The organism is Clostridium sp. chh4-2, from assembly GCF_002899675.1.
Taxonomy (GTDB): domain Bacteria; phylum Bacillota; class Clostridia; order Lachnospirales; family Lachnospiraceae; genus CHH4-2.
In genome coordinates, this window is record NZ_PKUU01000005.1 from 18,699 (window position 1) to 44,220 (window position 25,522).

Annotated in this window: 26 protein-coding genes and 3 tRNA genes; 7 read left to right on the forward strand and 22 right to left on the reverse strand. The window is 46.0% G+C overall.

Annotated elements, in window-relative coordinates:
- Positions 1 to 14: 14 nt before the first annotated feature.
- The gene (locus C0033_RS06455; protein WP_103227065.1) at positions 15 to 962 is read left to right on the forward strand and encodes an L-lactate dehydrogenase; all 948 of its coding nucleotides are present in this window, start codon (positions 15 to 17) and stop codon (positions 960 to 962) included.
- A gap of 47 nt (positions 963 to 1,009) precedes the next feature.
- Here the strand turns inward: C0033_RS06455 and C0033_RS26885 are convergent, their stop codons facing one another.
- The 3 genes from C0033_RS26885 to C0033_RS06465 form a co-directional block, all read right to left on the reverse strand.
- Complete coding sequence (locus C0033_RS26885; protein ID WP_180994591.1) at positions 1,010 to 1,177, reverse strand: hypothetical protein; 168 nt, start codon at positions 1,175 to 1,177, stop codon at positions 1,010 to 1,012.
- Positions 1,178 to 1,506: 329 nt separating this feature from the next.
- On the reverse strand, positions 1,507 to 2,058 hold the full coding sequence (locus C0033_RS06460; RefSeq protein WP_180994592.1) for a hypothetical protein: 552 nt from the start codon (positions 2,056 to 2,058) through the stop codon (positions 1,507 to 1,509).
- A gap of 910 nt (positions 2,059 to 2,968) precedes the next feature.
- Positions 2,969 to 3,041 (reverse strand) — tRNA-Thr (locus tag C0033_RS06465).
- Between the two features lie 151 nt (positions 3,042 to 3,192).
- On the opposite strand from C0033_RS06465, the gene C0033_RS06470 reads away from it, so the two are divergent.
- Positions 3,193 to 4,203 carry a DUF4397 domain-containing protein gene (locus tag C0033_RS06470; protein ID WP_103227067.1) on the forward strand — a complete coding sequence of 337 codons (1,011 nt, stop codon included), beginning with the start codon at positions 3,193 to 3,195 and terminating at the stop codon, positions 4,201 to 4,203.
- 125 nt (positions 4,204 to 4,328) lie between these two features.
- Here C0033_RS06470 and C0033_RS06475 read toward each other — a convergent pair whose 3' ends face one another.
- The 7 genes from C0033_RS06475 to C0033_RS06505 are packed head-to-tail and all read right to left on the reverse strand — an operon-like array spanning position 4,329 to position 9,690.
- Positions 4,329 to 5,792 (reverse strand): galactose ABC transporter substrate-binding protein, encoded by a 1,464-nt coding sequence (locus tag C0033_RS06475; protein WP_103227068.1) that lies wholly within the window; start codon positions 5,790 to 5,792, stop codon positions 4,329 to 4,331.
- A gap of 21 nt (positions 5,793 to 5,813) precedes the next feature.
- Positions 5,814 to 6,878: a PilT/PilU family type 4a pilus ATPase gene (locus tag C0033_RS06480; RefSeq protein WP_103227069.1), complete on the reverse strand. Its 1,065-nt coding sequence runs from the start codon at positions 6,876 to 6,878 to the stop codon at positions 5,814 to 5,816.
- A 28-nt stretch (positions 6,879 to 6,906) separates the two neighbouring features.
- Positions 6,907 to 7,356 carry a short-chain dehydrogenase gene (locus C0033_RS06485; protein ID WP_103227070.1) on the reverse strand — a complete coding sequence of 150 codons (450 nt, stop codon included), beginning with the start codon at positions 7,354 to 7,356 and terminating at the stop codon, positions 6,907 to 6,909.
- Positions 7,353 to 7,799 carry a hypothetical protein gene (locus C0033_RS06490; protein WP_103227071.1) on the reverse strand — a complete coding sequence of 149 codons (447 nt, stop codon included), beginning with the start codon at positions 7,797 to 7,799 and terminating at the stop codon, positions 7,353 to 7,355. Before C0033_RS06490 ends, C0033_RS06485 begins: the two co-directional genes overlap by 4 nt.
- Positions 7,792 to 8,283: a DUF4860 domain-containing protein gene (locus C0033_RS06495; protein ID WP_103227072.1), complete on the reverse strand. Its 492-nt coding sequence runs from the start codon at positions 8,281 to 8,283 to the stop codon at positions 7,792 to 7,794. The genes C0033_RS06490 and C0033_RS06495 overlap by 8 nt, the downstream gene beginning before the upstream one ends.
- Positions 8,273 to 8,623: a hypothetical protein gene (locus C0033_RS06500; protein WP_103227073.1), complete on the reverse strand. Its 351-nt coding sequence runs from the start codon at positions 8,621 to 8,623 to the stop codon at positions 8,273 to 8,275. The genes C0033_RS06495 and C0033_RS06500 overlap by 11 nt, the downstream gene beginning before the upstream one ends.
- Before the next feature lie 14 nt (positions 8,624 to 8,637).
- Positions 8,638 to 9,690 (reverse strand): type II secretion system F family protein, encoded by a 1,053-nt coding sequence (locus C0033_RS06505; RefSeq protein ID WP_103227074.1) that lies wholly within the window; start codon positions 9,688 to 9,690, stop codon positions 8,638 to 8,640.
- A gap of 93 nt (positions 9,691 to 9,783) precedes the next feature.
- Here C0033_RS06505 and C0033_RS26890 point away from each other — a divergent pair, with 93 nt between their 5' ends.
- The gene (locus C0033_RS26890) at positions 9,784 to 9,924 is read left to right on the forward strand and encodes a hypothetical protein (RefSeq protein ID WP_180994593.1); all 141 of its coding nucleotides are present in this window, start codon (positions 9,784 to 9,786) and stop codon (positions 9,922 to 9,924) included.
- An 817-nt stretch (positions 9,925 to 10,741) separates the two neighbouring features.
- Here C0033_RS26890 and C0033_RS06515 read toward each other — a convergent pair.
- The 6 genes from C0033_RS06515 to C0033_RS06540 all read right to left on the reverse strand — a co-directional run bounded on the left by C0033_RS06515 (position 10,742) and on the right by C0033_RS06540 (position 15,976).
- Positions 10,742 to 11,719, reverse strand: coding sequence for a transglutaminase-like domain-containing protein (locus C0033_RS06515; protein WP_103227076.1), 978 nt, complete (start codon positions 11,717 to 11,719; stop codon positions 10,742 to 10,744).
- Between the two features lie 151 nt (positions 11,720 to 11,870).
- On the reverse strand, positions 11,871 to 12,611 hold the full coding sequence (gene rlmB / locus C0033_RS06520) for a 23S rRNA (guanosine(2251)-2'-O)-methyltransferase RlmB (RefSeq protein WP_103227077.1): 741 nt from the start codon (positions 12,609 to 12,611) through the stop codon (positions 11,871 to 11,873).
- Complete coding sequence (locus C0033_RS06525; RefSeq protein WP_103227078.1) at positions 12,608 to 13,060, reverse strand: ribonuclease III domain-containing protein; 453 nt, start codon at positions 13,058 to 13,060, stop codon at positions 12,608 to 12,610. Before C0033_RS06525 ends, rlmB begins: the two co-directional genes overlap by 4 nt.
- Positions 13,045 to 14,454, reverse strand: a complete 1,410-nt coding sequence (gene cysS, locus C0033_RS06530) for a cysteine--tRNA ligase (RefSeq protein ID WP_103227079.1) — start codon at positions 14,452 to 14,454, stop codon at positions 13,045 to 13,047. The genes C0033_RS06525 and cysS overlap by 16 nt, the downstream gene beginning before the upstream one ends.
- Before the next feature lie 29 nt (positions 14,455 to 14,483).
- Complete coding sequence (gene ispF, locus C0033_RS06535) at positions 14,484 to 15,029, reverse strand: 2-C-methyl-D-erythritol 2,4-cyclodiphosphate synthase (protein ID WP_103227080.1); 546 nt, start codon at positions 15,027 to 15,029, stop codon at positions 14,484 to 14,486.
- Between the two features lie 20 nt (positions 15,030 to 15,049).
- A complete protein-coding gene (locus C0033_RS06540; RefSeq protein WP_103227081.1) occupies positions 15,050 to 15,976 on the reverse strand; it encodes a YegS/Rv2252/BmrU family lipid kinase in 927 nt (308 codons plus the stop codon).
- Positions 15,977 to 16,149: 173 nt separating this feature from the next.
- On the opposite strand from C0033_RS06540, the gene C0033_RS06545 reads away from it, so the two are divergent.
- Together C0033_RS06545 and C0033_RS06550 are read left to right on the forward strand one after the other, a co-directional pair.
- Positions 16,150 to 16,222 (forward strand) — tRNA-Val (locus C0033_RS06545).
- A gap of 31 nt (positions 16,223 to 16,253) precedes the next feature.
- Positions 16,254 to 16,327 (forward strand) — tRNA-Met (locus C0033_RS06550).
- Positions 16,328 to 16,530: 203 nt separating this feature from the next.
- On the opposite strand, the gene C0033_RS06555 is transcribed toward C0033_RS06550, so the two are convergent.
- The 4 genes from C0033_RS06555 to C0033_RS06570 all read right to left on the reverse strand — a co-directional run bounded on the left by C0033_RS06555 (position 16,531) and on the right by C0033_RS06570 (position 20,605).
- Positions 16,531 to 17,409, reverse strand: a complete 879-nt coding sequence (locus tag C0033_RS06555; protein WP_242984434.1) for an MBL fold metallo-hydrolase — start codon at positions 17,407 to 17,409, stop codon at positions 16,531 to 16,533.
- A gap of 32 nt (positions 17,410 to 17,441) precedes the next feature.
- The gene (locus C0033_RS06560; protein WP_103227082.1) at positions 17,442 to 18,941 is read right to left on the reverse strand and encodes a tripartite tricarboxylate transporter permease; all 1,500 of its coding nucleotides are present in this window, start codon (positions 18,939 to 18,941) and stop codon (positions 17,442 to 17,444) included.
- Positions 18,942 to 18,953: 12 nt separating this feature from the next.
- Entirely contained in the window at positions 18,954 to 19,448 is a 495-nt protein-coding gene (locus C0033_RS06565) for a tripartite tricarboxylate transporter TctB family protein (protein ID WP_103227083.1), read from the reverse strand.
- 74 nt (positions 19,449 to 19,522) lie between these two features.
- Complete coding sequence (locus tag C0033_RS06570) at positions 19,523 to 20,605, reverse strand: tripartite tricarboxylate transporter substrate-binding protein (RefSeq protein WP_180994594.1); 1,083 nt, start codon at positions 20,603 to 20,605, stop codon at positions 19,523 to 19,525.
- Positions 20,606 to 20,841: 236 nt separating this feature from the next.
- Between C0033_RS06570 and C0033_RS06575 the strand changes: the two genes are divergently transcribed.
- On the forward strand, positions 20,842 to 21,837 hold the full coding sequence (locus C0033_RS06575; protein WP_180994595.1) for a LysR family transcriptional regulator: 996 nt from the start codon (positions 20,842 to 20,844) through the stop codon (positions 21,835 to 21,837).
- Position 21,838: 1 nt separating this feature from the next.
- On the forward strand, positions 21,839 to 22,759 hold the full coding sequence (locus C0033_RS06580; RefSeq protein WP_180994596.1) for a LysR family transcriptional regulator: 921 nt from the start codon (positions 21,839 to 21,841) through the stop codon (positions 22,757 to 22,759).
- 7 nt (positions 22,760 to 22,766) lie between these two features.
- Here C0033_RS06580 and C0033_RS06585 read toward each other — a convergent pair whose 3' ends face one another.
- Together C0033_RS06585 and C0033_RS06590 are read right to left on the reverse strand one after the other, a co-directional pair.
- Positions 22,767 to 23,693: an alpha/beta hydrolase gene (locus C0033_RS06585; RefSeq protein WP_146043742.1), complete on the reverse strand. Its 927-nt coding sequence runs from the start codon at positions 23,691 to 23,693 to the stop codon at positions 22,767 to 22,769.
- Positions 23,694 to 24,402: 709 nt separating this feature from the next.
- Complete coding sequence (locus C0033_RS06590; protein WP_103227088.1) at positions 24,403 to 25,500, reverse strand: hypothetical protein; 1,098 nt, start codon at positions 25,498 to 25,500, stop codon at positions 24,403 to 24,405.
- Positions 25,501 to 25,522 lie beyond the last annotated feature (22 nt).

Consider the following 25,522-nt stretch of genomic DNA (forward strand, 5'->3'; position numbering starts at 1 on the left):
AAGGAGTTCTGTAAATGAAAATAGATAAACGAAAAGTTGTTTTAGTCGGAACCGGAATGGTCGGCATGAGTTACGCCTATTCCCTTCTGAATCAAAATGTATGCGATGAACTTGTATTGATTGACATTGACAAAAAAAGGGCGGAAGGAGAAGCCATGGATTTGAATCACGGCCTGGCATTTTCCGGCTCCAATATGAGAATCTACTCAGGCAGCTACAATGACTGCCGTGATGCGGACATCGTGGTGATCAGCGCCGGCGTCGCCCAGAAACCGGGTGAAACCAGACTGGATCTTTTAAAGCGCAACGCCGTGGTCTTCCGTTCCATCGTGGAGCCGGTGGTATCCTCCGGCTTTAACGGCATCTTTTTAGTGGCCACCAACCCAGTGGATATTATGACCCGAATGGTATATGCTTTATCCGGATTTAATCCAAGAAGAGTTTTAGGAAGCGGAACCGCTCTTGATACGGCCAGACTCCGCTATCTGCTTGGGGACTATCTGAAAGTTGATCCGCGCAACGTCCATGCCTATGTAATGGGCGAACACGGCGACAGCGAATTCGTCCCATGGAGCCAGGCCATGCTGGCCACCAAACCTATTCTGGAATTGTGCGGCGATTCACAAAACAGCTGCAACACTGACGATCTGGAAACGATCTCCGAAGAAGTCCGCAGCGCAGCCTATAAGATCATCGAAGCAAAAAAAGCCACCTACTATGGAATCGGCATGGCTCTTACCCGCATCACAAAAGCGATACTGGGAGACGAAAACAGCGTTCTGACCGTTTCCGCCCTGCTCTGCGGCGAATATGGCCAGACAGATGTTTTCACCGGAGTTCCCTGCATCATTAACCAGAACGGAATCCAGCGGATATTGAAGCTCTCTTTATCGGATGACGAGCTGAAAAAGCTGGATCAGTCCTGTTCTACTTTGAGAGATAGTTTTAGTCAGATTTTGTAAACCGGTAAAAATCCGGGCAAGTATAACACAGCATCATTTATAGCAGATCATATGCGTTGGGGAAATTTACCGCATATGGTCTGTTTTCTGCTTTCCATCATTTTTCCATCTTTATATAGCTTCGTTTCAGCCATATAGCCGCCGCATGCTTCAATGGTTCTATTTGTCGTCTCATTGTCTATATAGCATCCAAGCATGAAGGTCAAAATCTTCACAAACTCCTTACAATCCGTTCATATTTCGGAAACAGACTGCTCATATTTTTTTCCTATACTGTATTCATAAGACAAAAACGTTTATCGCTTTTTTTCATAATACTTGGCCGGCAGGAGTACTCCTGACCGGCCTCCTCCCTTTTGTTGAGCAGTAATTAAGGATCTGTGAAGCATAGCAGATTGCGTAAAACCGGGATTATTCTTATAATCAATAGAACAACTCATCCCACTTCTATTACATGATATCTACAAAAGTGGTACTATAAGCTGTCGCTTCCTCTTAATAATTATTTTCTGCTGTCTATTTATACTCTTATCTTAGCAAGAAATTATAAATTATTGCTAGTGTTAAAAAAATCATCTGTCAAATCAATTATACCTGTAACCATATCAAATGCTCTACTCCTAAAATCGACTTTTACTGCTATGCAATAATGACCTTGTTTAAACCTTTTATATATTTGATTACTGTATGATGACAGAAACTCTATTGCCTTATATGTACCCAAATCATATCCTCCAAAAATCAAGTGTATGGTGCGGCCATAATAATCATCCTTAGTTAATTTAATTAAAAACGCATAATCATACATATTGTATCTATAATACAAAAGTCTATTTCCAAATTTCAACATTACAGTTCCATCTGACTCCATCCATGATTTATATGTTGGACAAACTTTTTTCACATAATTCAATGCATACTTATTTGTTTTTAACCCAATATGAATTTCTGGAAACTCTACATTTCTATCAGTATATAGATCAAATGTATAGTGTAGTTTGTTTAATACTGAAATAATCTGCAAAACTGCTTTCATATCCCCATAAGTTATAAATTCATCAAAAACTAAATCCCAATCTTTTACAAACTTCTTCATCTCAAACATCGATGGTGATATAAGAACTTTATTTTTTATATTTAAAATTTTAATTAACTTTCTTTTCTTCCTAAAATAATCCATTAAATCGATAGATACTTTGATAAAAGAGTACAATATAATTATGGCGCTAATATAAACTGAAAAAGTATTAATACACTCTATAATTTTATGCATATTTTCACTCCAATTAACAATTTATGTTGCAATATAGACTTATTATAATAAGTCTATATTGCAAGCGCAAGTCTCTCTTTAATATACACAACATATTCTCAAAAATAGTGCTATAATCCATAAATTACAATACCATTCTACATGCTTCCTTGTCGAATCTGGTATAAATTGGTTCTTTTCATTATTGAAAGTAGCTATCACATACTAAAGTTACCCAAGCCCTATCCATTTTACCAAAATAAATGCCGCTATAAGCACTCTGCTGTTCATATTCCATTCCTCATTTAAGTGGTAATTCCAACTTCTACCTACACTATTTCTTTAGTCTTTTTGCAAATCATCGTAAATACGCAACACTCCCATTTTAAACGTTTATATCTTGTATTCTTAGAATCTTTATAATTTCATTTACACAATCATCATTTAATGGAATCATCTATCTAACCTATTTCTTATAAAAAATTCCATGATTTCTTGTGAAAGTGGATTTGCTCCTCCGTCCCCTAAATTCCTATATACTATCTTTTTAATAGCTCCCATATTTCGGGCAGCAAAAAGCCAACCTCCGATGGTTGGCTTTTAGTAATAAATGGTTTGAATTTACAAGGAAAAATTCTGCTCCAGAATCAGTAACAGTTAAATAGAAGCCATGATGCATGTTCCTATAATAATTATCATTATGCATTTCGGCAAAAACTAAAAAGAACCTTGATTTTATCAAGGTTCTCAATACAGCTGCTGACGGGAATCGGACCCGTGACCTCCGCACTACCAATGCGACGCTCTACCGACTGAGCCACAGCAGCATTTACTGGCTTGGTTAAGCCTTAGATATATTATCATGAGAAACTACTTTTGTCAACATATAATATTTATTTTCTAATATTTTTTACCATTTTTGCTCACAGAATATTTTCCCGGCTCATAAGTTAAAGTAAAAAAGATAACGAGGCAATTATGGCTGAAAATGATATGACTGCGGATAACCGCAGCAATAACGGATCTACACCCGCTGCTAACAATGACTATGGGCTGACCACTCCGGTAGCTCCGGAAGGAGGTGCTCCTGTTTGGCCCGGCAATACCAATGACAATACTCCGGTTGTTCCGCTTCCCAATCCAGGAGAAGGCGGTCCCGTTGATTCCGGTAATACTCCTGTGATTCCGCTTCCTAACCCAGGCGAAGGCGGTCCTGTGGCTCCAGGCCCGGGCAGCAACATACCAGTAATTCCACTGCCGAATCCTGGCGAAGGCGGTCCCGTAGCTCCGGGCAGGCCTCAGCCTTCCTGGCCTAATTTTCCATTAAATCCACCTGCCCAGTACTATGGCCAGGTTCGCTTCCTGAATGCATCCACCAATTCATTCCCGGTGAATATTTCGATTGATAATGAACCTTATGCCGTCAATTCACGTTTTGCCACCATCAGCTCTTACGACTGGATCGCCGACGGATTCCATACCGTTACCGTCCGCCGGGCGACAGGAATGCGCTCCATTCTTTTACAGCAGACATTTCCATTCGTTTCCGGAGAAAAAGTCACTATGGTTCTTGTGGATTCCGGTTCAGGCGGCTTGAATATGATCCGGGTTTCAGATACCGGATGCAGAAATCTGCCTTTTAATTCAGGATGCTACCGGATCGCCAATATGTCCTATGTTGGTTCCAACTTTGATCTGAAGCTGTATGGCGGCGAAACTGTATTCCGCAATATCGGGTTCCAGGAAGTCACCGCTTACAAACAGGCGGTAGCTGGCTCCTATCAGTTCTATCTGACACGGGCCAACAGTTTCTCAATTGTACGGGAACTTCCGATTATCGTAATCGGTGCAATCGCCGGTTCCAATATGTCCAGCCAGCCGCTGGTATCCTTCTACGTGGACATTCAGGCCGGTAAAAATTATACTTCCTACATCATTGGCAATACCTGGTCCGATAATTCTTTCCGCGTAATGACCGTCGAAGATTAATCTTTTCCTGTTTTTGTCCATTCCTGTTTTTAAAACAAATAACCGTGGTGCGGCTTTCCAAATCAGCCGCACCGCGGTTATTTCATTGCTTTCATGTTTCTAGTACCGAATAATTATGATTTCATCTATCTTTCCATGATAATGACGGAAGGATACGGTTTCTTTGTCAAATCGATTGCTGCCTCCGCCGCGCGTTGGGCAGAAACAGCAGAATTCTCCTCTTCGTCCTCCTGAGTTTCTTCCTTCTGAATCCCATCCTCCTGAGTCTCTGTTTCCTGAGATTCTCCCTCTAAAGGTGCCTTTAAAAGCAGTGCGGATACCCCTGCATCCCTGCATTTCTTTTCCACCTTTTCGGGAACCGTCACTTGGGACATATCGATGATGACCGCATTAACCTTTTGTTCTGCAAAGGAATTGATCTCTTTTACCAGGCTGTCCCAGTCCCCTTCCACTTCAACCATTTTCACTTTTGCATTATACCCCCCTCCCAGCCGGCTTATTAATTCTTCCCGGTACTGCAGTTCTTCGTCCTCTTTTGTTTTGGGCACGCAAAATCCAATGGTTTTATTCGTCAGGCTGCCGACGATCTTTACATAGTCTACCGTATATTCTTTATCCGTCTTTTCACCGTTAATCATCTTGATCAGCACATCGGATGCCGTATGGGCCTGGGTAACGTAATCGTTGAATACGGTGCCCGTAACCGTTCCTTCCTCGACAAATCCCACCGTGTCTCTGAGCGCATCCACGCCGACCAGGCAGATATCGTCTCCAACCGTTCGCCCCGCCTCCAAAACCGCGGTTCTGGCGCCGTTAGCCATGGCATCATTGTTGCAGAAAATGACTTCAATCTCCCTTCCATATTGGAAAAGGGCATTGGATGCCAGCTGGTATCCCTCTTTTTGACTCCAGTTGCCGCAGTGCTCAGTCAGACATTTTGTCCTGATCCCCGCGTCTTCCAACGCTTTTATGGAATATTCGGTCCTGTATTCCGAATCCGGGTTGTTATCGGCACCGGTAATCATCACATAGCTCACCACTCCGTCCCCATTAAAATCCCCCCGGTTTGGCGTTTCCAAAATAATCTCTCCCTGATATGTTCCCGACTGTCTGGCGTCGGTTCCTACATAGGATGCGGCTATGTTTTGGTCCTTCCACCGCCCGATCTCTTTTTCATCCGGCGCCCTGTTGATAAATACAACCGGCACTGATGCATCCCGGCATTTATTCACCATTTCTTCCACTTCAGACACCTGAATCGCATTGACAATCAATCCGTCGTATCCCTGAGACAGGAACTGGTCGATCTGGCGGTTCTGTTCATCCTGATCGCCCCGGCCGTTTACCACCAAAACATCCGCGTCATATGCTTCTTTCAGATATTTTTCTATCTCGCCCCGGTACTGGGTCATAAACTTATCGTCATAATTATAGATGCAGACGCCGATCTTTAATTTAGGGGCCTCCGCTTCAGAAGAAGGTTCCTCCTGGGGCACAGATTCCGCCTTTTGCTTTCCGCCGCATGCTGCTGCCATCAGGATTACAAAAATAATACACAGGGATGCCAGCCACTTTCTGCAGTTTCTCATCTCTACCTCGCATCTCCGTCTCTACTGGCGGTTCAGTTTCTTTTCCATTAATTCGCTGTTATTGCTGTATATCACCGCATTTTCCTTGGATATAATTCCCTGCTTATACAAGTTGATCAGGCTGGTATCCATGGAGATCATTCCCTCTGCCTGGGAAGTTGAAATAACGCTGTCAATCTGATGGATTTTGGACTCTCTTATCATATTCCGGATCGCATTGTTAAAAAACATGATCTCAAATGCAGGATAAACGCCCCCGTCGACCGTGGGGATCAGCTGCTGCGATATGACCGCCTGCATGACCATGGAAATCTGGATTCTGATCTGCTGCTGCTGATTGGGCGGGAAATTGTCGATGATACGGTCAATGGTATTGGCCGCGCCCACCGTATGAAGGGTGGAAATCACCAGATGCCCGGTCTCCGCAGCTGTCATCGCAGTTTTAATCGTTTCAAAATCGCGCATCTCTCCCACCAGAATTACATCCGGCGCCTGACGCAGAGCCGCCCGGAGGCCGGATACATAGCTGTCGGTATCCGTCGCAATCTCTCTCTGGGTAACAACGCTCTTATTATGGCGGTGAAGATACTCGATGGGGTCTTCCAGCGTGATAACATGGGCATTTCTGGTACGGTTGATCTCATCGATGATGCAGGCAAGAGTGGTGCTCTTTCCGCTTCCCGCAGGTCCGGTCACCAGCACAAATCCCTTGGTCATCTTGGCTATATCCACAATATTCTTCGGCAAATGCAGTTCCTCGAAATTAGGCAGGTCAAATGTTACCACACGGATTACCGCAGCCAGAGAACCTCTCTGCCGGAATACATTGGCACGAAATCTGGAAACTTTTGGGATCGCAAAAGAAAAATCGTCATCTCCATGGGATCTCACCTTCTCCATGCTCCTGTTTCCCGCTATCCGGTAAAGTTCCGTAATCATCTTTTCCATCTCATCCGGATAGATCTTCTCTTCTCCCTGATAAATAATGCGCCCGCCGATCTTATAAGAAAACGGCATACCTGGTACTAAAAAGATATCTCCTGCCTTCTTTTGAACAGCAAGGCTTAGCAATTCTTCAACATTCATTCTCTGTCTTTCCTCTCAAAAGTTTCATTCATCCACCGGTCCAAACCGGCATGGAATCATCAATCTCGTATTCATCCTGATTAAATACTTTCCACTCTGAAATCTCATACAGGTTTTTGCCCTCTTTCGTCACCTGAAGGGCAATATGCAGAACCTGGCCATATTCCATAGGAATATCCGTTTCAACCGTGCCGGAATCCGCTCTGTAATAATCTCCCAGCGTTTTTTCAAGAGCATTTTCCAGCCCTTCCTCTCCCGGCGCCGAAAATGCTTCCTTAATCTTTTCGTCCGCCATTTTAAGGAAATTTTCACCGTCACTGTCCGCCTGGTAATAAATGCGGGCCGACGCCGCTCCTTTTTGAGCCAAATTCCAGTCTCCCTTGGCGCTGCTGAGCGATAAAAGCCCAAACGTTGCCAGGCACAGCACGATAAAAATCAGGATCAGAGAGGTGCTTCCGATATTCATTCTTCCCTTCATCCGTCTTCCCTCACTGTCCGTCTATATTTTTGCGCTTCTAAACGAAATACTTCATCGTTATCTTCCATTTTGAAAATCACCACTTCAGCATAGGACATTCCGTCTTTTTCCGATAATGTGATATCCCCCCGGTAAACGGCCTCCGCTTCCCCGGTTGCCGGCTTCCAATCCTGGTTCCAGTACACATCGTACCTTGGTTTCCCGTCTCCGTGAGCCTGTGCGCCCACTTTTTCAGTCAGTCCCTTTTCTCCTTCTGCCTTCCATATCTCAACAATGCTTTCCACCATCAATACTCCCTGATTTAAATCTTTGGCCTGACGGCTCATGTTATTCGCTTTAACAAAGACCAGAATACAGGTGCTGGCACATAAAATGAAGAAAAATACAACCATAATCATTTCCATCATAAACATTCCTGACGGAGTTTCTCTTTTTTTACTCATCTGCACCGCCTCCGCTTCTCAGGGACAACGTCAGGCTGCTTCCGCCCTCTCCCGTAGTCTCCACCGTAATCAGGCGGCCATCCTGGCTCAGATTCAGACCGTCGCATTCGATAATCTCCAGTCCGTCCGATAACCCCAGTCCGCTTTGAGTATCCGTAAACAATTCACGGATGCTCCCGTCTTTATAATAAATCATGGTCATATACGTTTCGCCGTTGATTTCCTGGGACAGCTCCAAAACCGGGGTGTCCTCCACTTCCTTCACCTGAATGCCTCCGTAAGCATCCCCCTGGCGTACTTTATTGGCAATATAATTAAGCGCCGTACTTCCCGTATAATTTTCATCCATACGCGCCGTAATATTCTCATACACCTTGCCGCCGATCAGTACGGTAAACAGAGCGCACAACACAAAAACCAGAAAAAGGAGCATTGTAAAAAGCGTATTCATGGTTTGGCCTTTATGCACGGATTTATTTCCCATCCCATCCGCCTCCTGATTCTTTCTTTACCGGAATAACCGTTATCTCCGGCATAATATTGGATGCAAATCCGCTGTAAAACACATTATAGCGGCTTTCATCGATCTGAATTCCGTAATTTTCCTCAAGATAAGCCACGCTTGGCGGATACCGCCCTTCAATCGCATAGCATTGTACCGACGCCCTGCTGATTCCGCGCCTTAACGTGTCGGCCCCCTTCTCATCCGCCTTCGCGGAAAAGAAAGAAACTCCCAGCCAGAAGATGCACAGAACCGCAGCAAACAGCACTGCGGACAGCAGAATTCCGATTATTGATCTCTTTTCTTTTTTCTTTTCAACCATTTATGTACCTCATATCAGCCGATTGCCGACAACACGCCGACTAAAGGAAGCATTACGGACAACAGGATCAGTCCTACCGAAACCGCCAGAACTGCGACTACCGTTGGCTCAAATCTGGCAATCATATTGTCGATGGCATTGTCCGCCTGCTGTTCGTAATCCTTAGAGATTTCCTCCATCACAGTGTCCAGGCGGCCGCTTCTGCTGCCAACCTTGATCATCTGGATATGAAAACCGCTGAACAGCCCAGTCTTTTTCATCGCATCATAATAACTGCTTCCGTCTTCCAGGTCCTCGCCGCACCTGCGAATCTGTTCCTCCACCTTACTGTTTTCCACCAGCTCCTGTGCCAGGCCCATACCCTTTTCCAATTCCATTCCGCTCTTCAAAGTCAGAGCCAGAACAGAGGTAAATCTTCTGTTTGCCACCGCAAGGGCTATCTTGCTCTTACGTTTCATGGAATCCATAAATGATTCCACCACATGAAACTTCTTCCCAAACTTGGACGCAATCCAGATCACCGCTACCACTGCAGCAAGAACGCAGGATACCGCTAAGGCAGCGCCGCTGAAAATGCCTCCCAATTGAATGGCCGACTTGGAAACCGGAGAAATCTGCGCCCCCAGCTGGGCATACACATCTTCAAAAATAGGCATAACCTTAATGAACAGCACAAACAATACCACTAAAAGCATAAACACCATAATGATCGGATATGTAACCGCATTACGGATGCTTCTGAGTAGCGCATTCTCTTTTTCATAGTACACGGACAAGGATTCCATAATCTGATCAAGAGTACCCGTCTGCTGCCCCAGTTTCGCCATCCTCACCACATAAGGGGGAAATGCTTCCGTCTTTTCCAGCACCTCTGCAAATGGTTCTCCAAGCTCCACTTCTTCCGATATATATAACAGCATCTCTTTTTCAGATTCCGTCGCCGCATCCTCTGCCATTATCGAAAGCCCTTCATCTAAAGGGATCGCAGAGCCCAGAAGCAATGATATCTGGAGGCAGAATGCTGACAGTTCTTCGTATGAATATTTCCGTTCCATTTTTTTTGCCATCACTTTTTCTCCTTCCTGTCACCTGTTACCAAGTATACTATTTCTCAACTTGGAAGTAAATATGAGAATACAAAAAATGGGGGCTGCACTAAATTGTTATTTAACGGGGTTGGCGAAGGGGGACGCCCGGAATGGGGAGGCGGAGCCGGAAGCCAATGGTCGGAGGGGCTGTCCGGGCCGGGGAAGGAAGATGCCGCCAAATGGGATTCGGGATTCGCCCCTAAGAGCTACTAAGGCCCGTAAGGACAGAACGAGGCAGGCCAGCGCCATTCGCATTGAACTCTTGATGACTTCGCTGCTCAAGGGCGCTTTAAAAACTGAGACGGAAATCAGTTTTTACCTGCCTCGTTCTGTCCTTACGGACCTAAGTAGTTCTAAAGGGGTTCCATACGATCCCATTTGGCGGCATCTTCCTTCCCCGGCCCGGACAGCCCCTCCGACCATTGGCTTCCGGCTCCGCCTCCCCATTCCGTGCTGGTTTTCGCTAGCCTGGTTAAAAACAATATGAGTTACTAGGTATTTATGTAGCATCACATTTACATTAATCTTTAAGGGATTATCAGAAATGCCTTCATGTTTTACTTTAAACATCAAAGCTTTTCGCGAAAAGACATCACCCTTTACATTAAATCCTCAAGGCTTTTCCGAAAATGCCTTCACCCTTGATGTAAAAACTTACTTACTATTCCGCAAAATCTTTTTTACTTAGCTAGCCAAGCAACAGCCGGAAAGAAGGGGAAACCTGGGCGGACGGCGGAACTAGAGAAAGGCAGGGGATTCGGGTTACGACCCTAAGTGATACTAGGCCGGCAAGAGCGGAAAAAGGCAGCGCGGCGCCATTCGCGGTGAACTCTTTATGACTTCATCGCTCAAGGGCGCCTCAAATACTGATTCGGAATTCAGTATTTGTCTGCCTTTTTCCGCTCTTGCCGACCAAGTATCACTAAGGGTCTGCACACGATCCCCTGCCTTTCTCTAGTTCCGCCGCCCGCCCAGGTTTCCCCTTCTTTCCGGCGTTTCTTAGTTAACTAAATAAAGATTTGCATTTCGTTTAGTATAAGAATTTGGCTTGATAATTGGATGCGTTGCCGATGTATTCCATGATCTCTTTGCTTTGTTTTCCGGAGGATGCAAAGGTGGGGTCCATCAGCTGCCAGTCGGTTCCGTCGAAGAAAATCATGCCATCAACCCAGCCCACATTGTCGATATAAACATTGACCCATGCATGGTATACGCTGCCGGTATATCCTACTACCAGCTTGGTCGGTATGTTCTGGGAACGGAGCATTGCCGTCATAAGAGCTGCGTAGTCAAAGCAGATGCCCTTTTTCTGTGCGAGAACCGTGTCCACATCGGGCAGATATCCCGATTTAACGCTGGAAGCTTTGGCTGTATCGTAAGTGAGGTTTGTTACTACGTAATTGTATACCGCAGAGACGACTTCGATCGGATCGTTGATCCCTGACGCAATCTGAGCGCCTGTCTGTACCGCCGCACAGTTGCTGCTGAAATTCACATATTGATTCGGATACAAAAACGGGGCGAATTCATCTGCGATTGTTACGGAAAGATCCTGGCTGAATGCTTGTGAATACTGGTTGCCTGTAACATTTTCAAATACCTTTACCGAATAAGAACCATTTCCTTCCGATAATGGGAATACTTCGTAATCATCTCTTGCGTTCAGATCATAGGTATAGGTTTCTTTTCCGCTTTTGGTAATCTGAACTTTGATCTTCGCATTGCTGCCCGTATATTTTAACATCACATAACCCTGGCCGGAGTTGGATGCGTCCAAAAGCACTTTACTATTATTATATACAACGCTTCCGGATGCCTGTGGCTGGCGGACGTTGCTGCTGGCCGGCTTCTCATATAAAGGGATCTGGTTATCTTCAATCACAACCAATGCTGCGGTGGTTTCCGCTGCACTGCTCTGTACGGCTTCACTGCCGACGGATGAACATGCCATTAAGCCTGCTGTTAACACAACGGCCAGAAATCCGGCGGATATATTCCTTTTCTTCATAATTAAAACCTCCGTATTTATTTCTGGTTACGATTACATTATAGTCTTTTTATCGTATAATGTAAATCTTTTTGTCACTTACGTTTTCCTTACAGGTAATAGTTCAGCCCTCCGTTACCAACGCAGGTATCGGAAGGCTGAATTATTGCGCTTACAGCAGACGCTGTCTTACGATCTCATAGGCCAGAACCCCGGCCGCAACCGATGCGTTTAAGGAATCGATATCGCCTTTCATGGGAATGGACGCGATCATGTCGCATTTTTCACGGATCAGTTTTCCCACGCCGTCGCCTTCATTTCCAATTACAAGGCCGATGGGGCCTTTCAGATCCAGGCGGTACATCAGTTCGCCGCCCATATCCGCGCAGACAAACCAGAGGCCTTTCTTCTTCAAATCTTCTATGGTTGCCGCCAGATTGGTCACTTTGGCAACCGGAGTATAATTTAAGGCTCCTGCGGAGGTTTTTGCCACAGTCGCCGTCAGGCCTGCGGCCCTTCTCTTAGGTATGATGACGCCGTGAGCGCCGGCCAGATTGGCAGTACGGATGATGGCGCCCAGGTTATGAGGATCTTCTATTCCATCCAGCAAAAAGATAAAAGGAGGTTCCCCTTTTTCTTCCGCCGCTTTCAGGATGTCTTCTACCTCAGCATATTCATAAGCGGCCGCATAAGCGATCACGCCCTGGTGTTTTCCTGTTTCCGATATCTGGTCCAGACGTTCTTTGGCCACATAGTTGATGATCGTATCCTGTTTTCTGGCCTCCCGCGTTATGCTCTGAACAGGACCGTCCTTGCATCCATCCAGCACAAAAAGCTTATCGATGGTCTTACCGGAGCGAAATGCCTCCAGAACCGCATTTCTTCCTTCTATGGTAAACTCTTCGTATCTCATTCCAATTCTCCAATCTTTTCAAGCCCATGGCTGATCAATGTTATCATTCGTTCGTACTGTTCCGATAAGTACAGGTAGCCGATTAGCGCTTCAAATCCGGTGGCCATACGGTAGTCGATCACCGACGCATTCTTCGCGGTGGAGACTGATTTCGCATTGCGCCCTCTCTTAAAAGCCGCCAATTCTTCTTCCGTTAATTCTTCTTCCAGCACTTTAATCAGGCTGGCCTGAGTTTCCGCCTTAACCAGGCTGGAACTCTTTTTATGCATTTTATTTACCTGCATGCTTCCGTGGTTGATCACTTTTGTGCGGATGACCACTTCGTAAACCGCATCTCCGATATATGCAAGCACCAAGGGGGAGTAGGTGCGCACATCCACTTCCCCCAGTTTCAGACTGTTTTTAAAGTGATCTATAAATGACAGCTGTGTCGTTATGCTTTCTTCCATTTCACACCTTCTCTGGTATCTTCCAAAACGATACCCATATCCAGAAGTTTTCCGCGGATCTCGTCTGCAAGGGCAAAATTCTTAGATTTTCTGGCCTGCTGTCTGGCTTCGATCATCTCTTCAATCTCACTGTCCAGAATCTCCGCTTTTTTCTCAGTGATGATGCCGAGAACGTCGCAGAGTTTTTCAATTGTGGCTTTCATAAAGCATACATAAGCCTTAGAGCTTGATTCATTGGCTGTGGAATTGCTCAGCTTCACAAGTTCGAATATAGCGGAAATGGCATCTGCCGTATTGAAATCGTCATCCATAGCAGCTTCATATTTTTCAACCAGTTTATCGGCATCCGCTTTTGCGGCCGTCTCGTCTTCCTTTAAAGCTTCGCCCTGGACTTTTCCTTCCAGATCCTTTAAACGGTCTACGGAAGTTAAAATACGCTCCAGGCCATTTTTAGACGCTTCCATCAGTTCGGCGCTGAAATTCAACGGGCTTCTGTAGTGGGCGCTAAGCATGAAGAAGCGCAACACCTGAAGATCGTATTTCTCGCTGATCTCTCTGACTGTGAAGAAATTGCCCAGAGATTTTGACATCTTTCTGTTGTCGATATTTAAAAATGCATTGTGCATCCAGTAACGGGCAAACTCTTTTCCATTGGCCGCCTCGCTCTGTGCGATCTCATTCTCATGATGAGGGAAGATCAGGTCTTCGCCGCCTGCATGGATATCGATCTGGTCTCCCAAATACTTTTTGGACATAACGGAACACTCAATATGCCAGCCCGGACGGCCTTCGCACCATGGAGACTCCCAATAAGGCTCCCCTTCTTTTTTCGGTTTCCAAAGCACAAAATCCGTAGGATCTTCCTTGCCATCTTCTCCTGTTACCTTGATCTCTCTGAAACCGGACTGCAGGTCTTCCAGGTTCTTATGGGATAATTTGCCGTAATCCTTAAAAGAACTGGTGCGGAAATAAACGGTTCCGTCCGCCGCCGCATATGCGTGGCCGGAATCAATCAATGTTTGGATCATATCCAGCATTCCGCAGATTTCCTGGGTTGCCAGCGGATGTGTGGTGGCGGCTTTTACATTCATCGCCTCCATATCCTTTTTGCATTCTTCGATGTAGCGTTTTGATATTGTATCCGCATCCACGCCTTCTTCAATGGCTTTTTTAATGATCTTATCGTCCACATCGGTGAAGTTGGATACATAGTTAACGTCATAGCCTTTGTATTCAAAATAACGTCTGACCGTATCGAATACGATCATTGGCCTGGCATTGCCGATATGGATAAAATTATATACGGTAGGTCCGCACACATACATCTTAACCTTGCCTTCTTCCAAAGGCACAAATTCGTCTTTTTTCTTTGTTAAGGTATTATAGATCTTCATAATTTCCTCTGTCCTCTCACTTCTTCTATCTATGCTTTTTTGCAGCAGCCGCCGCAGGAGCCGCAGTCTTTGGCCAGTATTTTATCATCATAACAGTAATCAGCGGTTTCCGTCAACAGGGTTATGGCCTGAGATGAAATTCCTTCGCCATTTCCCGTAAAGCCAAGCCCCTCTTCCGTGGTAGCCTTCACGCTGACGCGCCCCGGTTCCAGCTTCAGAGCCTCTGCGATATTAGCCGTCATCTGAGGGCGGTAGGGTGCAAGCTTCGGCCGCTGTGCAATGATGGTGGCATCGATATTTTCAATCACATATCCACGCTCTTCCAGAAGCGCCCGCACATGTTTGAGAAGCTCTATGCTGGAGATTCCCTTATATTGCGGATCGGTGTCCGGAAAATGCTGTCCGATATCTCCCAATGCCGCAGCTCCCAAAAGGGCGTCCATCACAGCGTGTACCAATACATCCGCGTCGGAATGGCCCAAAAGCCCCAGCTCATACGGAATTTCCACCCCTCCCAAAATCAGTTTGCGGTCTTTCACCAGACGGTGTACATCATATCCCTGTCCTATTCTCATATTAAAAATCTCCTTTATGTCTAAACTATGATCCTTATCTTCTTTTCAATACATCGAATCTGAAGGTCCTGCTGGCATAAACAGCTTTCGCCGTCTACATGAACAGCCAAAGGCTTGTCCGTATGAATGACCAGTTCCCGGCATTCAAAATTCCGGATTCCCGGACGTTTTCCATATTTTTTAAAACGCGCGCCTGCCAGTACAGGAATCAGCTTTCTCCTGGATGAACCGGAAGCCACGCATACCGCCAGCTTCCCATCGCTGTAATCGGCCTTGGGTGCAAATTTAAACCCTCCGCCTTCATACGGATGAATGTGTGCCGAAATAAAGTAGATGTGATTAAATTCCACCTTCTGCACACCATCCAGCAGTATGTATCCTTTTACCGGTTTCGCGCACATCAGCTGCCTGAATCCGATCAAAATATAACTCAAGCCGTTTAAATGAAGACGGCTGAGGCCCCGGCGCAGTCCGGAATGAAGCATATTATGGCAGATCGCAGCATCCAGCCCGATTCCCGCGCTGACCATAAATCTTCTATATGAAATAACATCCTCTCCATAAGAGACTACCCCATAATCCAGAAGCTTATGATATCTGGGATTTAAAATCTTTTTTAAAGCCCGGTAAGGATTTTTCGAAATCCTCAGGCTTCGGGCCAGATCATTGCCGGAACCGGCCGGTATATATCCAAATGTTATGGGACCACAAAAACTGATACCGTCCAACACTTCATTGACCGTACCGTCGCCGCCCACCGCAACTATCATCTTCGGTTCTTTCCTGCCTTCCGTCAATTCGCCGGCAAACCGCCTTGCATCTCCCTGCTGTTTTGTCAGATGGGCTTCATATTCGATATTAGCAGAATCTAATTGCCGTTCCAGTTTCTTCCAGATGCGGGCTCCGCGTCCGCAGCAGGCATTGGGATTCACGATAAAATGATACATAAAAGCCTCCATAATCTTATTATCCTATATTGTATCATAAACACCCCGAAATGATAATAAAAATTATGAAAAAAATTGTAGAAAAAGTATTGACAATTAAAACAATATCAATTATACTAATCAAGCAGTCGACAAGCACAGCACTTTAGATGTCTGCAAGACTACAAAACCCTGGGATCTTAGCTCAGCTGGGAGAGCATCTGCCTTACAAGCAGAGGGTCATAGGTTCGAGCCCTATAGGTCCCACTGATTCGAAAGAATCGATACAATTTCATATGGCGGAATAGCTCAGCTGGCTAGAGCACACGGTTCATACCCGTGGTGTCGTTGGTTCAAGTCCAATTTCCGCTACTCTCGCGTTTACCTTGTGATTATATAATCGCAAGGTTTTTTGTTTTGCCTTGACTTTTTTGGCGAAGGGGACGCATGGAAAAGGGATGGGGCGGAACCGGGAACGGCTTTTTTCCATGCTGGTTTTCTCGGGAGTGAGGTAAAACAAAGTTGATATGAAGTAAGGTGCTAGCGGATATATGGTGGAATGTATAAGACTAATATTATAAGTTTGCAGGGTCTTTCATAAATGACAGCAGGCTGTCGCGTTTTTCGTCCAGGTATGAGGCCCAGGCTTTGTTGTCTATGAAGGGGTTTTCGCCGGGGTGTTCCTTCATATAGAGGCGTTTTTCTACCAGTTTATTGTTGTTGGTGTGATTTCCCATGAATACGTCTACAGGCTGATCTCTTACTTTTTTCAGAGAATCCAGATAGGTTTGTCTCATCTGGTAGGTGGGATCGCCGATTTCTTTTAAAAATTCACGAAGGAGCGTGTTGAAGCCGAAGCCGCCGTAATATCCGGCTCTCTTTGTTCCCTGTTCGCCGTGGATATCGAAAAAGCAGGCGATGCAGCCGGCTGTGTGGCCGGGAACCAGATAAAATTGTATTGTGGTATTTCCAAAGGTGATCACATCGTTATCTTGGATCAGGACGTCCGGTTTGAACAGGGTGTCCGCATAGTCGGTGCTTTCCTGAATTACGGACTGTTCCGGGTTTTCTTCAAACATTTTCGCATCGGGAGCGCCTAAAAGGAGCTGGGTGCCAAACATCTTTTTGAAGAAAACAGCGGCTCCGATGTGGTCTACGTGGCCGTGGGACAGAATCATCCATTTTACGTCTGCGGGATTAAAACCGGCCTCCCATATGGACTGGATCAGCATTGCGGTAGCTCCGCAGTTTCCTCCGTCAATCAGAAGAAGGCCCTCTCCCGTGTCTATCAGGTGCACACATACCCAGTTATCTCCCACGTAATACAGATTTCCGTACATCTGAAACGGATGCATGTACCTGCTTTCCCGGTCCATCCATATCTCTGACATGGGTTCTTTCAGACGCTTTTTTCTCCGCTCCATGTATATTTCATAATCTTCTTTCATTGACATGTCCTATATTACTCCTTTCCGGGCTGCCGGTTTTATGCAGCGGCCCGTTTGCTTTTATTTTTTCTGATAAAATATTTTACCGCAGGACTAAGCAGGCTGTAGATTCCGATGATCAGGAAGATACAGGATATCGGACGCGTGAAAAATGAAGTCATATCGCCTTTTGCATAAGAACATCCGCGGCGGAAATAAGTTTCCAGATTCGTGCCCAGGATATAGGACAGCATTAACGGGCTCATGGGAATCTCGAAAAAGTCCAGTATAATTCCAAACAGTCCGAACGCGATCATCATATAAACGCTGAACATGGAAGTGCTGGCGCTGAAAGCTCCTAAAAAGCAGATCATTAAAATGGCGCTGTAAAGATAATGGTAAGGCGCCTTCAGAAGCAGCGGAAACCATCTTTTGGTCAGAAGCTCCGTGACAAAGATGAGGGCGGCAGCCACCAGTACCGCGGCAAATATCATATAAGCCAGATTTGGATTGGTGGAGATGAACATTGGGCCTGCCTGCAGTCCGTGTATCGTCATAGCGGAAAGAAGCAAAACGGTTGTTCCGTCTCCCGGGATACCGAGACTCATCATCGGGATCAGCGCTCCGCCGACGCCTGCATTATTGGAAACCTCGGACGCCCATACGCCGTCATCCACTCCGGTTCCAAACTCTTCCGGATGCCTGCTCATCTTTTTCGCCTGTCCGTAGGCAATCATATTGGCAACACCGGAACCCATTCCGGGAAGGAATCCGATCCAAAGCCCTACGAACAAAGAGGTGATAATGGTTTTCGCGCTCTTTACAAAATCCTTAATTGTCAATCCAAAACCTTTCAGGCCGTTCATATCCACCGCAGGCATTTCCTGGGTTCCCTTTGCATAGCTTGTGGCAACCTGCTGCAGCGCAAATGTTCCCATCAGAAGACAAACAACGTTAATACCCGCGAATAAATTATAATTTCCAAATGTAAAACGCATCTGGTTAGTCACCTGGTCCGTTCCCACAGTGGAAAGCCAGATGCCGATAAATGCTGCCAGAAGCCCTTTATAGATCGATCCCCGGCTCAAACCTACCACCAGGGAAATTGCCATGAAACAGAGGCTGAAATATTCCCACGGCCCCAGAGCCAAAGCGATATCGGCAATCGCGCTGGAACATAAAGTAGCCACGATAATCGAAACTGCAGTTCCGATAAAGGAACCGGTGATGCCGATGGTCAGCGCTCTGGCCGCCTTTCCCTTTTTCGTCATCGGATAGCCGTCATAACAGGTAGCTATGGATGCGGCCGAACCAGGAATACCCACCAGCACCGCCGCTATAAAGGAGCCGGAAATACCTCCCACGTACATGCCAAGCAGCATACAAAAGCTGAGTTCCGTATTGAGCGCAAATGTCATCGGCAGAATCAATGTAATGCCAAGCCCTCCGGAAAGTCCCGGGATCGCGCCTAAAATACAGCCGATTACCGCACAAACCCACAGCATGATTAAATTCATCGGCTGCAAAACCGTCATTAATGAAGCCAAATAAGTCGCCATTAGCCTTCCTCCCTATATCATACTGATTCCAAGCATTGACCAGATCTCTCCTTTAGGCAGCGGAATCACAAATCCTTTTGTAAAGCCAAGATAGCAGACCGTCCCCAATACAATGCTTAAAACAACTGCAAAAACCGTCTTTATTTTCTTATCCCCTTTTAAGGTCATAATGAACATCATCATTCCAAGCATAGAGGTAAGCCAAAAGCCGAAATATTTCATTCCCAAAGCAAATACAACGGTCTCTCCAAGAATGATGCCGGTCCGTTTCCAGCCGGCGGCATCCAGATATGGTTTGCCCTCCGACTTTCTCTCCTTGCTCCCGTCAAAAATCATGGAAACGACGGAAAACAGGAAAATGCCGGACGCCGCTATATATGGAAACAATTTAGGACCCGGTTCATTTGAAACCAGCCGCTCCGGAATCCGGGATGTTTCCCAGAAAATCCAGAATGAAAACAGAATACACACGATACCCATGACATATGTTTTATTCACTTTTTTCATATCACACCTCTTTTCTCAACGAACCGGGCCGGCCAATGCAGTTTAGCCGGCCCGGTTCATCATACCATCCTTTATCAGCGGATCATCAGCCCCAGATTGGATAATAATTCATAATTAATATCCCACTCTGTCTGGAAATCAGCTTTGGAACCTTCCACATCCTTTACATCGATAAGCATTGCCATGGTGTTCATACCATCCACAAACGGCTGAGCTTCCGTCAGCCCCTGAAGACTTTCATTGATCGTTTGAACTAAAGCAGAATCCATACCTGCCGGTCCCATAATGTAATATCCGGAATCCCATACCGCATCGATTCCCTGTTCCGGCATGGATAAGAATGAATCATTTAACTCCTGTCCGATCAGTTTTGCACATTCGTCTTTTGTCAATGATCCCGGCCCTACAATGCCTAAAACTTTCAGTTTTCCATCCTGCTGATAGGACAGCGCATTATTGACCGAGCAGTTTCCAAGATCAATCGCTTTGGACGCCACATTTGTCAGCTTATCCGCTTCTGAGGAACACTGTACATAGTTCACCTGCTGATCCAGCCCCTCTTCCATGGCTGCCAGCGTATTCAGCCAGATGAGCTGAGACGTACCGCCCAATGTACAGCCGACGGTCAGCTCGCTGGGATGTTCCTTTATGTATTCCATCAGCTCCTTCATGTTGTTATAAGGCGCATCCGGTGATGCGATCCAGGCCTGAGGCCCTCCCGCGTTAACTTTACAGATCACGGTCAGGTCTTCCATAGGATTCACTTCTGAAGAACCCGATAAATAGTTGTCCATATTCGCGCACGCTGCAACCGTCAGATTCATGCCGTCGGGATCTGCCTTAGCCGCATGCTGGGCGCCTACTTCCGAGGTGTCATAATTGGTCACAACAAAATTTACGCCTGAGAGACAAGTCTCCCATCCAGCTGTCACATAGCGGGTAATCAAATCTGTACCGCCTCCTGCTTTTGCCGGAACATCAAAATATATGGTGGAACCGGACGGCCATTTCACCTCTCCCGATGCAGCTGCCTCCTTCTTTTCATTCCCTGCCGATGTGCCGGCCGTATCAGCTGCCGCTTTTTGCGAACCGCTGCATCCTGCCAGTGATGTGCCCAATAGTAAAGCTGCCGTAATAAGTGCGATTTTCTTTTTCATAAGACATTTTCCTTCCTCATATAAAATTTGGCGTACAAAAAACATGAACAATCCGGCACATCATGTATGCCTATTTTTCATTTATTTTTATGTAAATTATTCATATTTATCACTTCTCACTCAGTATAATACAGCAATATACCATTGACAATTCTCACTTTTTTATATATGCTATGTCTAAAAGTTATAGATTGACCAATAGTTCTTATCAAATGATAAAAATGGGGAGGATTCTCATGAACACCAAACAGCTGCCCTATATTTTAGCCATCGCCGCCACAGGAAGCCTGTCTAAGGCGTCCAAACAGCTAGGCATCTCCCAGCCCGCGCTCAGCAAATACATTGCTGAACTGGAACATCAAACCGGCATGGAGCTTTTTTTCACACAAAGAAAAAGACTTTACCCCACTCCCGCAGGCAAAGTCTATATTGAAGCGGCAAGAGAGATTCTGGGCATACAGACCCGGACCAGGGATTCGATCCGTCTCTTGGATAGCCCGGCTGTTACGGAACTTCACGTGGGAATTTCCCCACACCGCGGCGCGCTCTTCATCGCCCACGTGTTTCCTAAGTTCAGCCAGTATTTCCCTCAGATCCGGATAATTCCGCATGAAGGATACTCTTCCTCACTGCAGGATTTGCTGGTTCAGGAAAAGATCGATTTGGCTTTATCGGCTAATACCGGCACTATGAATCCGGAACTGCAGTCCCTTCCCCTTCATTCGGAAGAAATCGTTCTCGCAGTTCCCTCCTTTCACCGCCTAGTCAGACATTCCTATGACACCCTCAGCACACTGCCCTACATAGACCTGGCAGAATTCCGGGATACCTCTTTTGTTATGCCCGCTCCGGATTCTGCTTTATATCAAGCCGTCCAGCCCCTCTTTTCCAGGGCCGGATTCCAGCCTCTGACCGCATTTTCCTCTCCAAACATAATTATGGCGGAATCCATGATCCGTTCCGGCGTAGGCGTAGGCCCTCTTCCTGCCTATTATATGGTTCACAGTCCGGAAATCTCCTATTTCCGCGTCTATCAGCCAGCCCATTTAAACGCCGGTATTTTGACGAGGAAAGGTCATGAGTTGTCAGAAGCGGAACGTTTTCTGATCTTTCTGGAATTGGAATACAATGCAGAAAATCCCAATTACCAGATTAATTGGAGCCCGCCTCTTTTAGATCTTGTAAAAGAATTTGATTATGCCCACCATTTCACACAATACATGGAGGATTGATATGAATACCAAGATTCTGGAATATATCATTGCGATTGCGGAAGAAAAGTCCATATCCCAGGCGGCCGACCGTTTTTATCTGTCTCAGCCGGTTTTATCGCGCCACTTAAAGAAAATCGAAGACGAACTGGGCGCTCCGCTTTTCATCCGCGGTAAGCCCCATCTCACTCTTACGGACGCCGGAATTATCTTTATAAACAACGCGCAGACGATTCTGCACGTTGAGGAACAGATGAATAAAACATTGGATGAGATGCGCAGAAAACAAAAGGATTCCCTGAATCTTCTGATCGATGCGCCTTACCACAATTTTTTTCTCAAACGGATCTTTCCTCTCTTCAGGGAAAAACACCCTGATTTTTATATACAATATGCCGATACCAATGCATATCAGGCAAAAAAACTTCTAACTGAAAAAAAGGCCGATTTGGCGGTAATCGCCACGACCTTTTTACATGTGGAGGGTTTGGAATGCCTTCCTGTTTTTACAGACGAACTGGTTCTCATACTGCCTCATGGAAAATTTACGGTTCCTGCAGATGTCACAACAAATCAGTTCAAAAATATATTAAATAATGAAATTTTCGCCCTGCACCCATCCGGCTCCACATTCCGTTATATGGAGGACGAATGGCTGGCTTCCATCGGAATCTCTCCGAAAACAGTGATGGAAGCCGCGTCTTTTAACACCGCCCTGGAAGCCGTATATCACAGGCAATGCTGCGCATTTTTACCAAAAACGCGTATGAACGCTGTCGATCCGGCCCTAGTCGATCCAATTCCCGCCGATTCGCCCTATCTTTTTTACCTAGTAGCAGCTTATCCGCAAAATGAAGCATTTAAAACTCCGGTACGGGAATTGCTTCAGATTATCTCAAAACAATTTCAAACATTTTCACAATACGTGTCTTCCAAAAGGTAATTATATTCTAATTGCCTAAGTTTTTATGGAAGAATTCCAGTGCGATTTCTCTCATTTCTTCCTGAAAGAATTCCGGTGAGCCGTGTTCTCCATTTTTTAGCAGGTAGAGCTCGGCTCTGTCCTCCATTCCTTCTGCTTTGATGGCATCATAAAATTCCTGGCTGATATAGGAAGGCACCAATGGATCGGAATCCCCATGAGCAATTAAAATCGGGCACATCTCTTTCGTAATTCTAAGATTCACGCTGGCCTCTTTTGCCCTCTCTTTCATCGTCGCCGGGTCCCCGCCCATAAAAGCTCCGGCATGCGTGTCTTCCACGGTCTTCCAGCGGTGGTTGGGGTCCTTTGCCATGGCCAGTTGGTCGGCTTCCATCAATTTCACCATGTCCACCGGACCGAACATATCATAGGCCGCCTGAACTTTGGAAGAGAAACCGCTCCATTCTTCACTTTCATACTCGCCGTCATTCATCGCGATAAATGCGGCCAGATATCCTCCTGCCGAACGCCCCATAATTCCTATCCGGTTCACATCAATGTGATAAAGATCCGCATGAGCCCGTAAAAAACGGATCGCTGTCTTCACATCGACAATCTGGGCCGGGAATTTCCCCTGGGAGCTGCTTCTGTAATAAACGGATACTACGGTGTAGCCCGCATCGGCTAAGAACTGGGTTTCCGCTATCATCTGATTTTTATCCACACCGCGGAACCCTCCGCCGGACACCCAGATAATTGCAGGATGATATTCAATTTCGTGAGCTTCCGGCATAACTCCTCCGGCTGTCTGCATCTCAATATTCCCGCTCTGAGCCATGATGGACAGATCCAGCTCCAAATCATTTCCATCCAAATCCTTAACTCTTGAATACACGATGTGATCGACAAAGTTAACACTGTTCCTTTTTCTGCCGGGATCAATAAAATGTTTCATAAAACTCCTTTCCCGCTCCTGAAGCTTAGAGATGGCTGAACTGCCTTTCTTAAAGCTTGAAGCCCTCTTTTTTCTGAAATCTCTTTTCACATTCCAGTATAAGACACCTCAGAGCTCACAGCCATTCTCACTTATTTATAAATGCCATGCCAAAAAGTTATGAATCTTCCGGCCCCGTCTCGGTTGTCCTCTCAGCCGGTTTCCTTCCGGCCCCGCCTCCCGATTACGTGCTGGTTTTCGCTGGCCTGGTTAAAAACATTTTTATGCATCCGTATTTATGTTGAATCACATTTACATTAAGGGTGAAGGCATTTCTGAAAAAGCCTTCACCCTTGATGTAAAAATTTACTTTCCGATTAAAATTTTTTTAACTCTTAGCTGGCCAGCAACAGCCGGAAAGAAGGGGGAACCTGGGCGGACGGCGGAAATGATATGGGATAGGGGATCGTTTGCAGACCCTTAGAGGTACTTGGCCGGCAGAGACGGAAAAAGGCAGACAAATGCTGAATTCCGAATCAGCATTTGAGGCGCCCCTTGAGCGATGAAGTCATAAAGAGTTCATCGCGAATGGGCGCCGCGCTGCCTTTTTCCGTCTCTGGCGGCCTTAGTACCTCTTAGGGTCGAAACTCGAATCCCCTATCCCATATCATTTCCGCCGTCCGTCCAGGTTCCCCCTTCTTTCCGGCGTACCCTACTTAAATAATTTTTTTTAAATTCCTTTTACTTCCCACTGATAAGTCTCATATGCCTGATACAACGTCATTCCCGCCACATCCCTGGCGGCCTTCTTTTCCAGGTAAGAAGCTTCCCCTTGCAGATATTCGGTATTGCTGAGCATTCCTGCCGTTTGTTTTATCTGAAGTGACTGGTAGCTTAAACAGGCGCTTTCATACGCTTCCAGCGCAGCCTGGTATTCGATGCGCCTTTGCAGAAGGGTCTGATAGACGCTCTCTATGGAAACGGCCGCCTCGCTTTCTGCCGCCTCCACTTTTTTGAACTTCTGGTTTATATTGGCTGTGCCTTTTGCGCTCGCGTGGCGTTCGCTCTGTACGCTGCTGCTGTTGTTCACCGCCTTTTGCCGGTCTGTTTCAAAATCGATGGCATCAATAGCGCCAAGATCCGGTTCAGGGATCGTTCCGATCACAACGCTTTCCGAATTGCCCATTCCCAGCATGGTAAGAAGCTGCTCCCTTAACTGGGAGGCATTTTCTTTCAGAGAGGCCAGGGAGTTTTCTGCGCTTAACAGGCTTTTCTCAGCTGACAAAACGTCCGCTTCCGTAGCTGATCCCATTCCGTTTTTTATGGTGACGGCCGAATAGGATGCTCTCTGGGCCTCCACGCTTTTTTCCTTTGCTTCAATATTGCACAACATCTGATTGTAGGAATTCATAAGCGTCTGGGCTGTCATGGTCATGGCATCTGCTGATTTTTCCAGTGATTTCGTGCTTTTTTCTTCATTCATGGTCTTGATCTGCTTGGTCAGCTGGCTGGATGACATTTTAAGAGAAGCGGCATTTGAGGAGTAGACGGACGCCGTTTCAGAATCCGAATCCTCCAGGTCATCCGCTTTCCCTTCCAGGTTCAGCTGCTGCCATTTCAGGGTATCTCTCATCTCTTCATATGCTTTTACATTATCATAATAGCTGTCATATGAGCTTTTCAGGGACAGATTTCCTGCTTTCAGAAGCTCCTTCAGATTTTCATAGCTGACGGTTTGCGTCTCTTCTGCCTGAGAACTGATGGGAGCAGCTGCGCCGGTAATCAGAACTGCCGCCAGGAATATGGATAGTAACCGATTACATTTCACTGATAATCCCTCCTTCCTATTC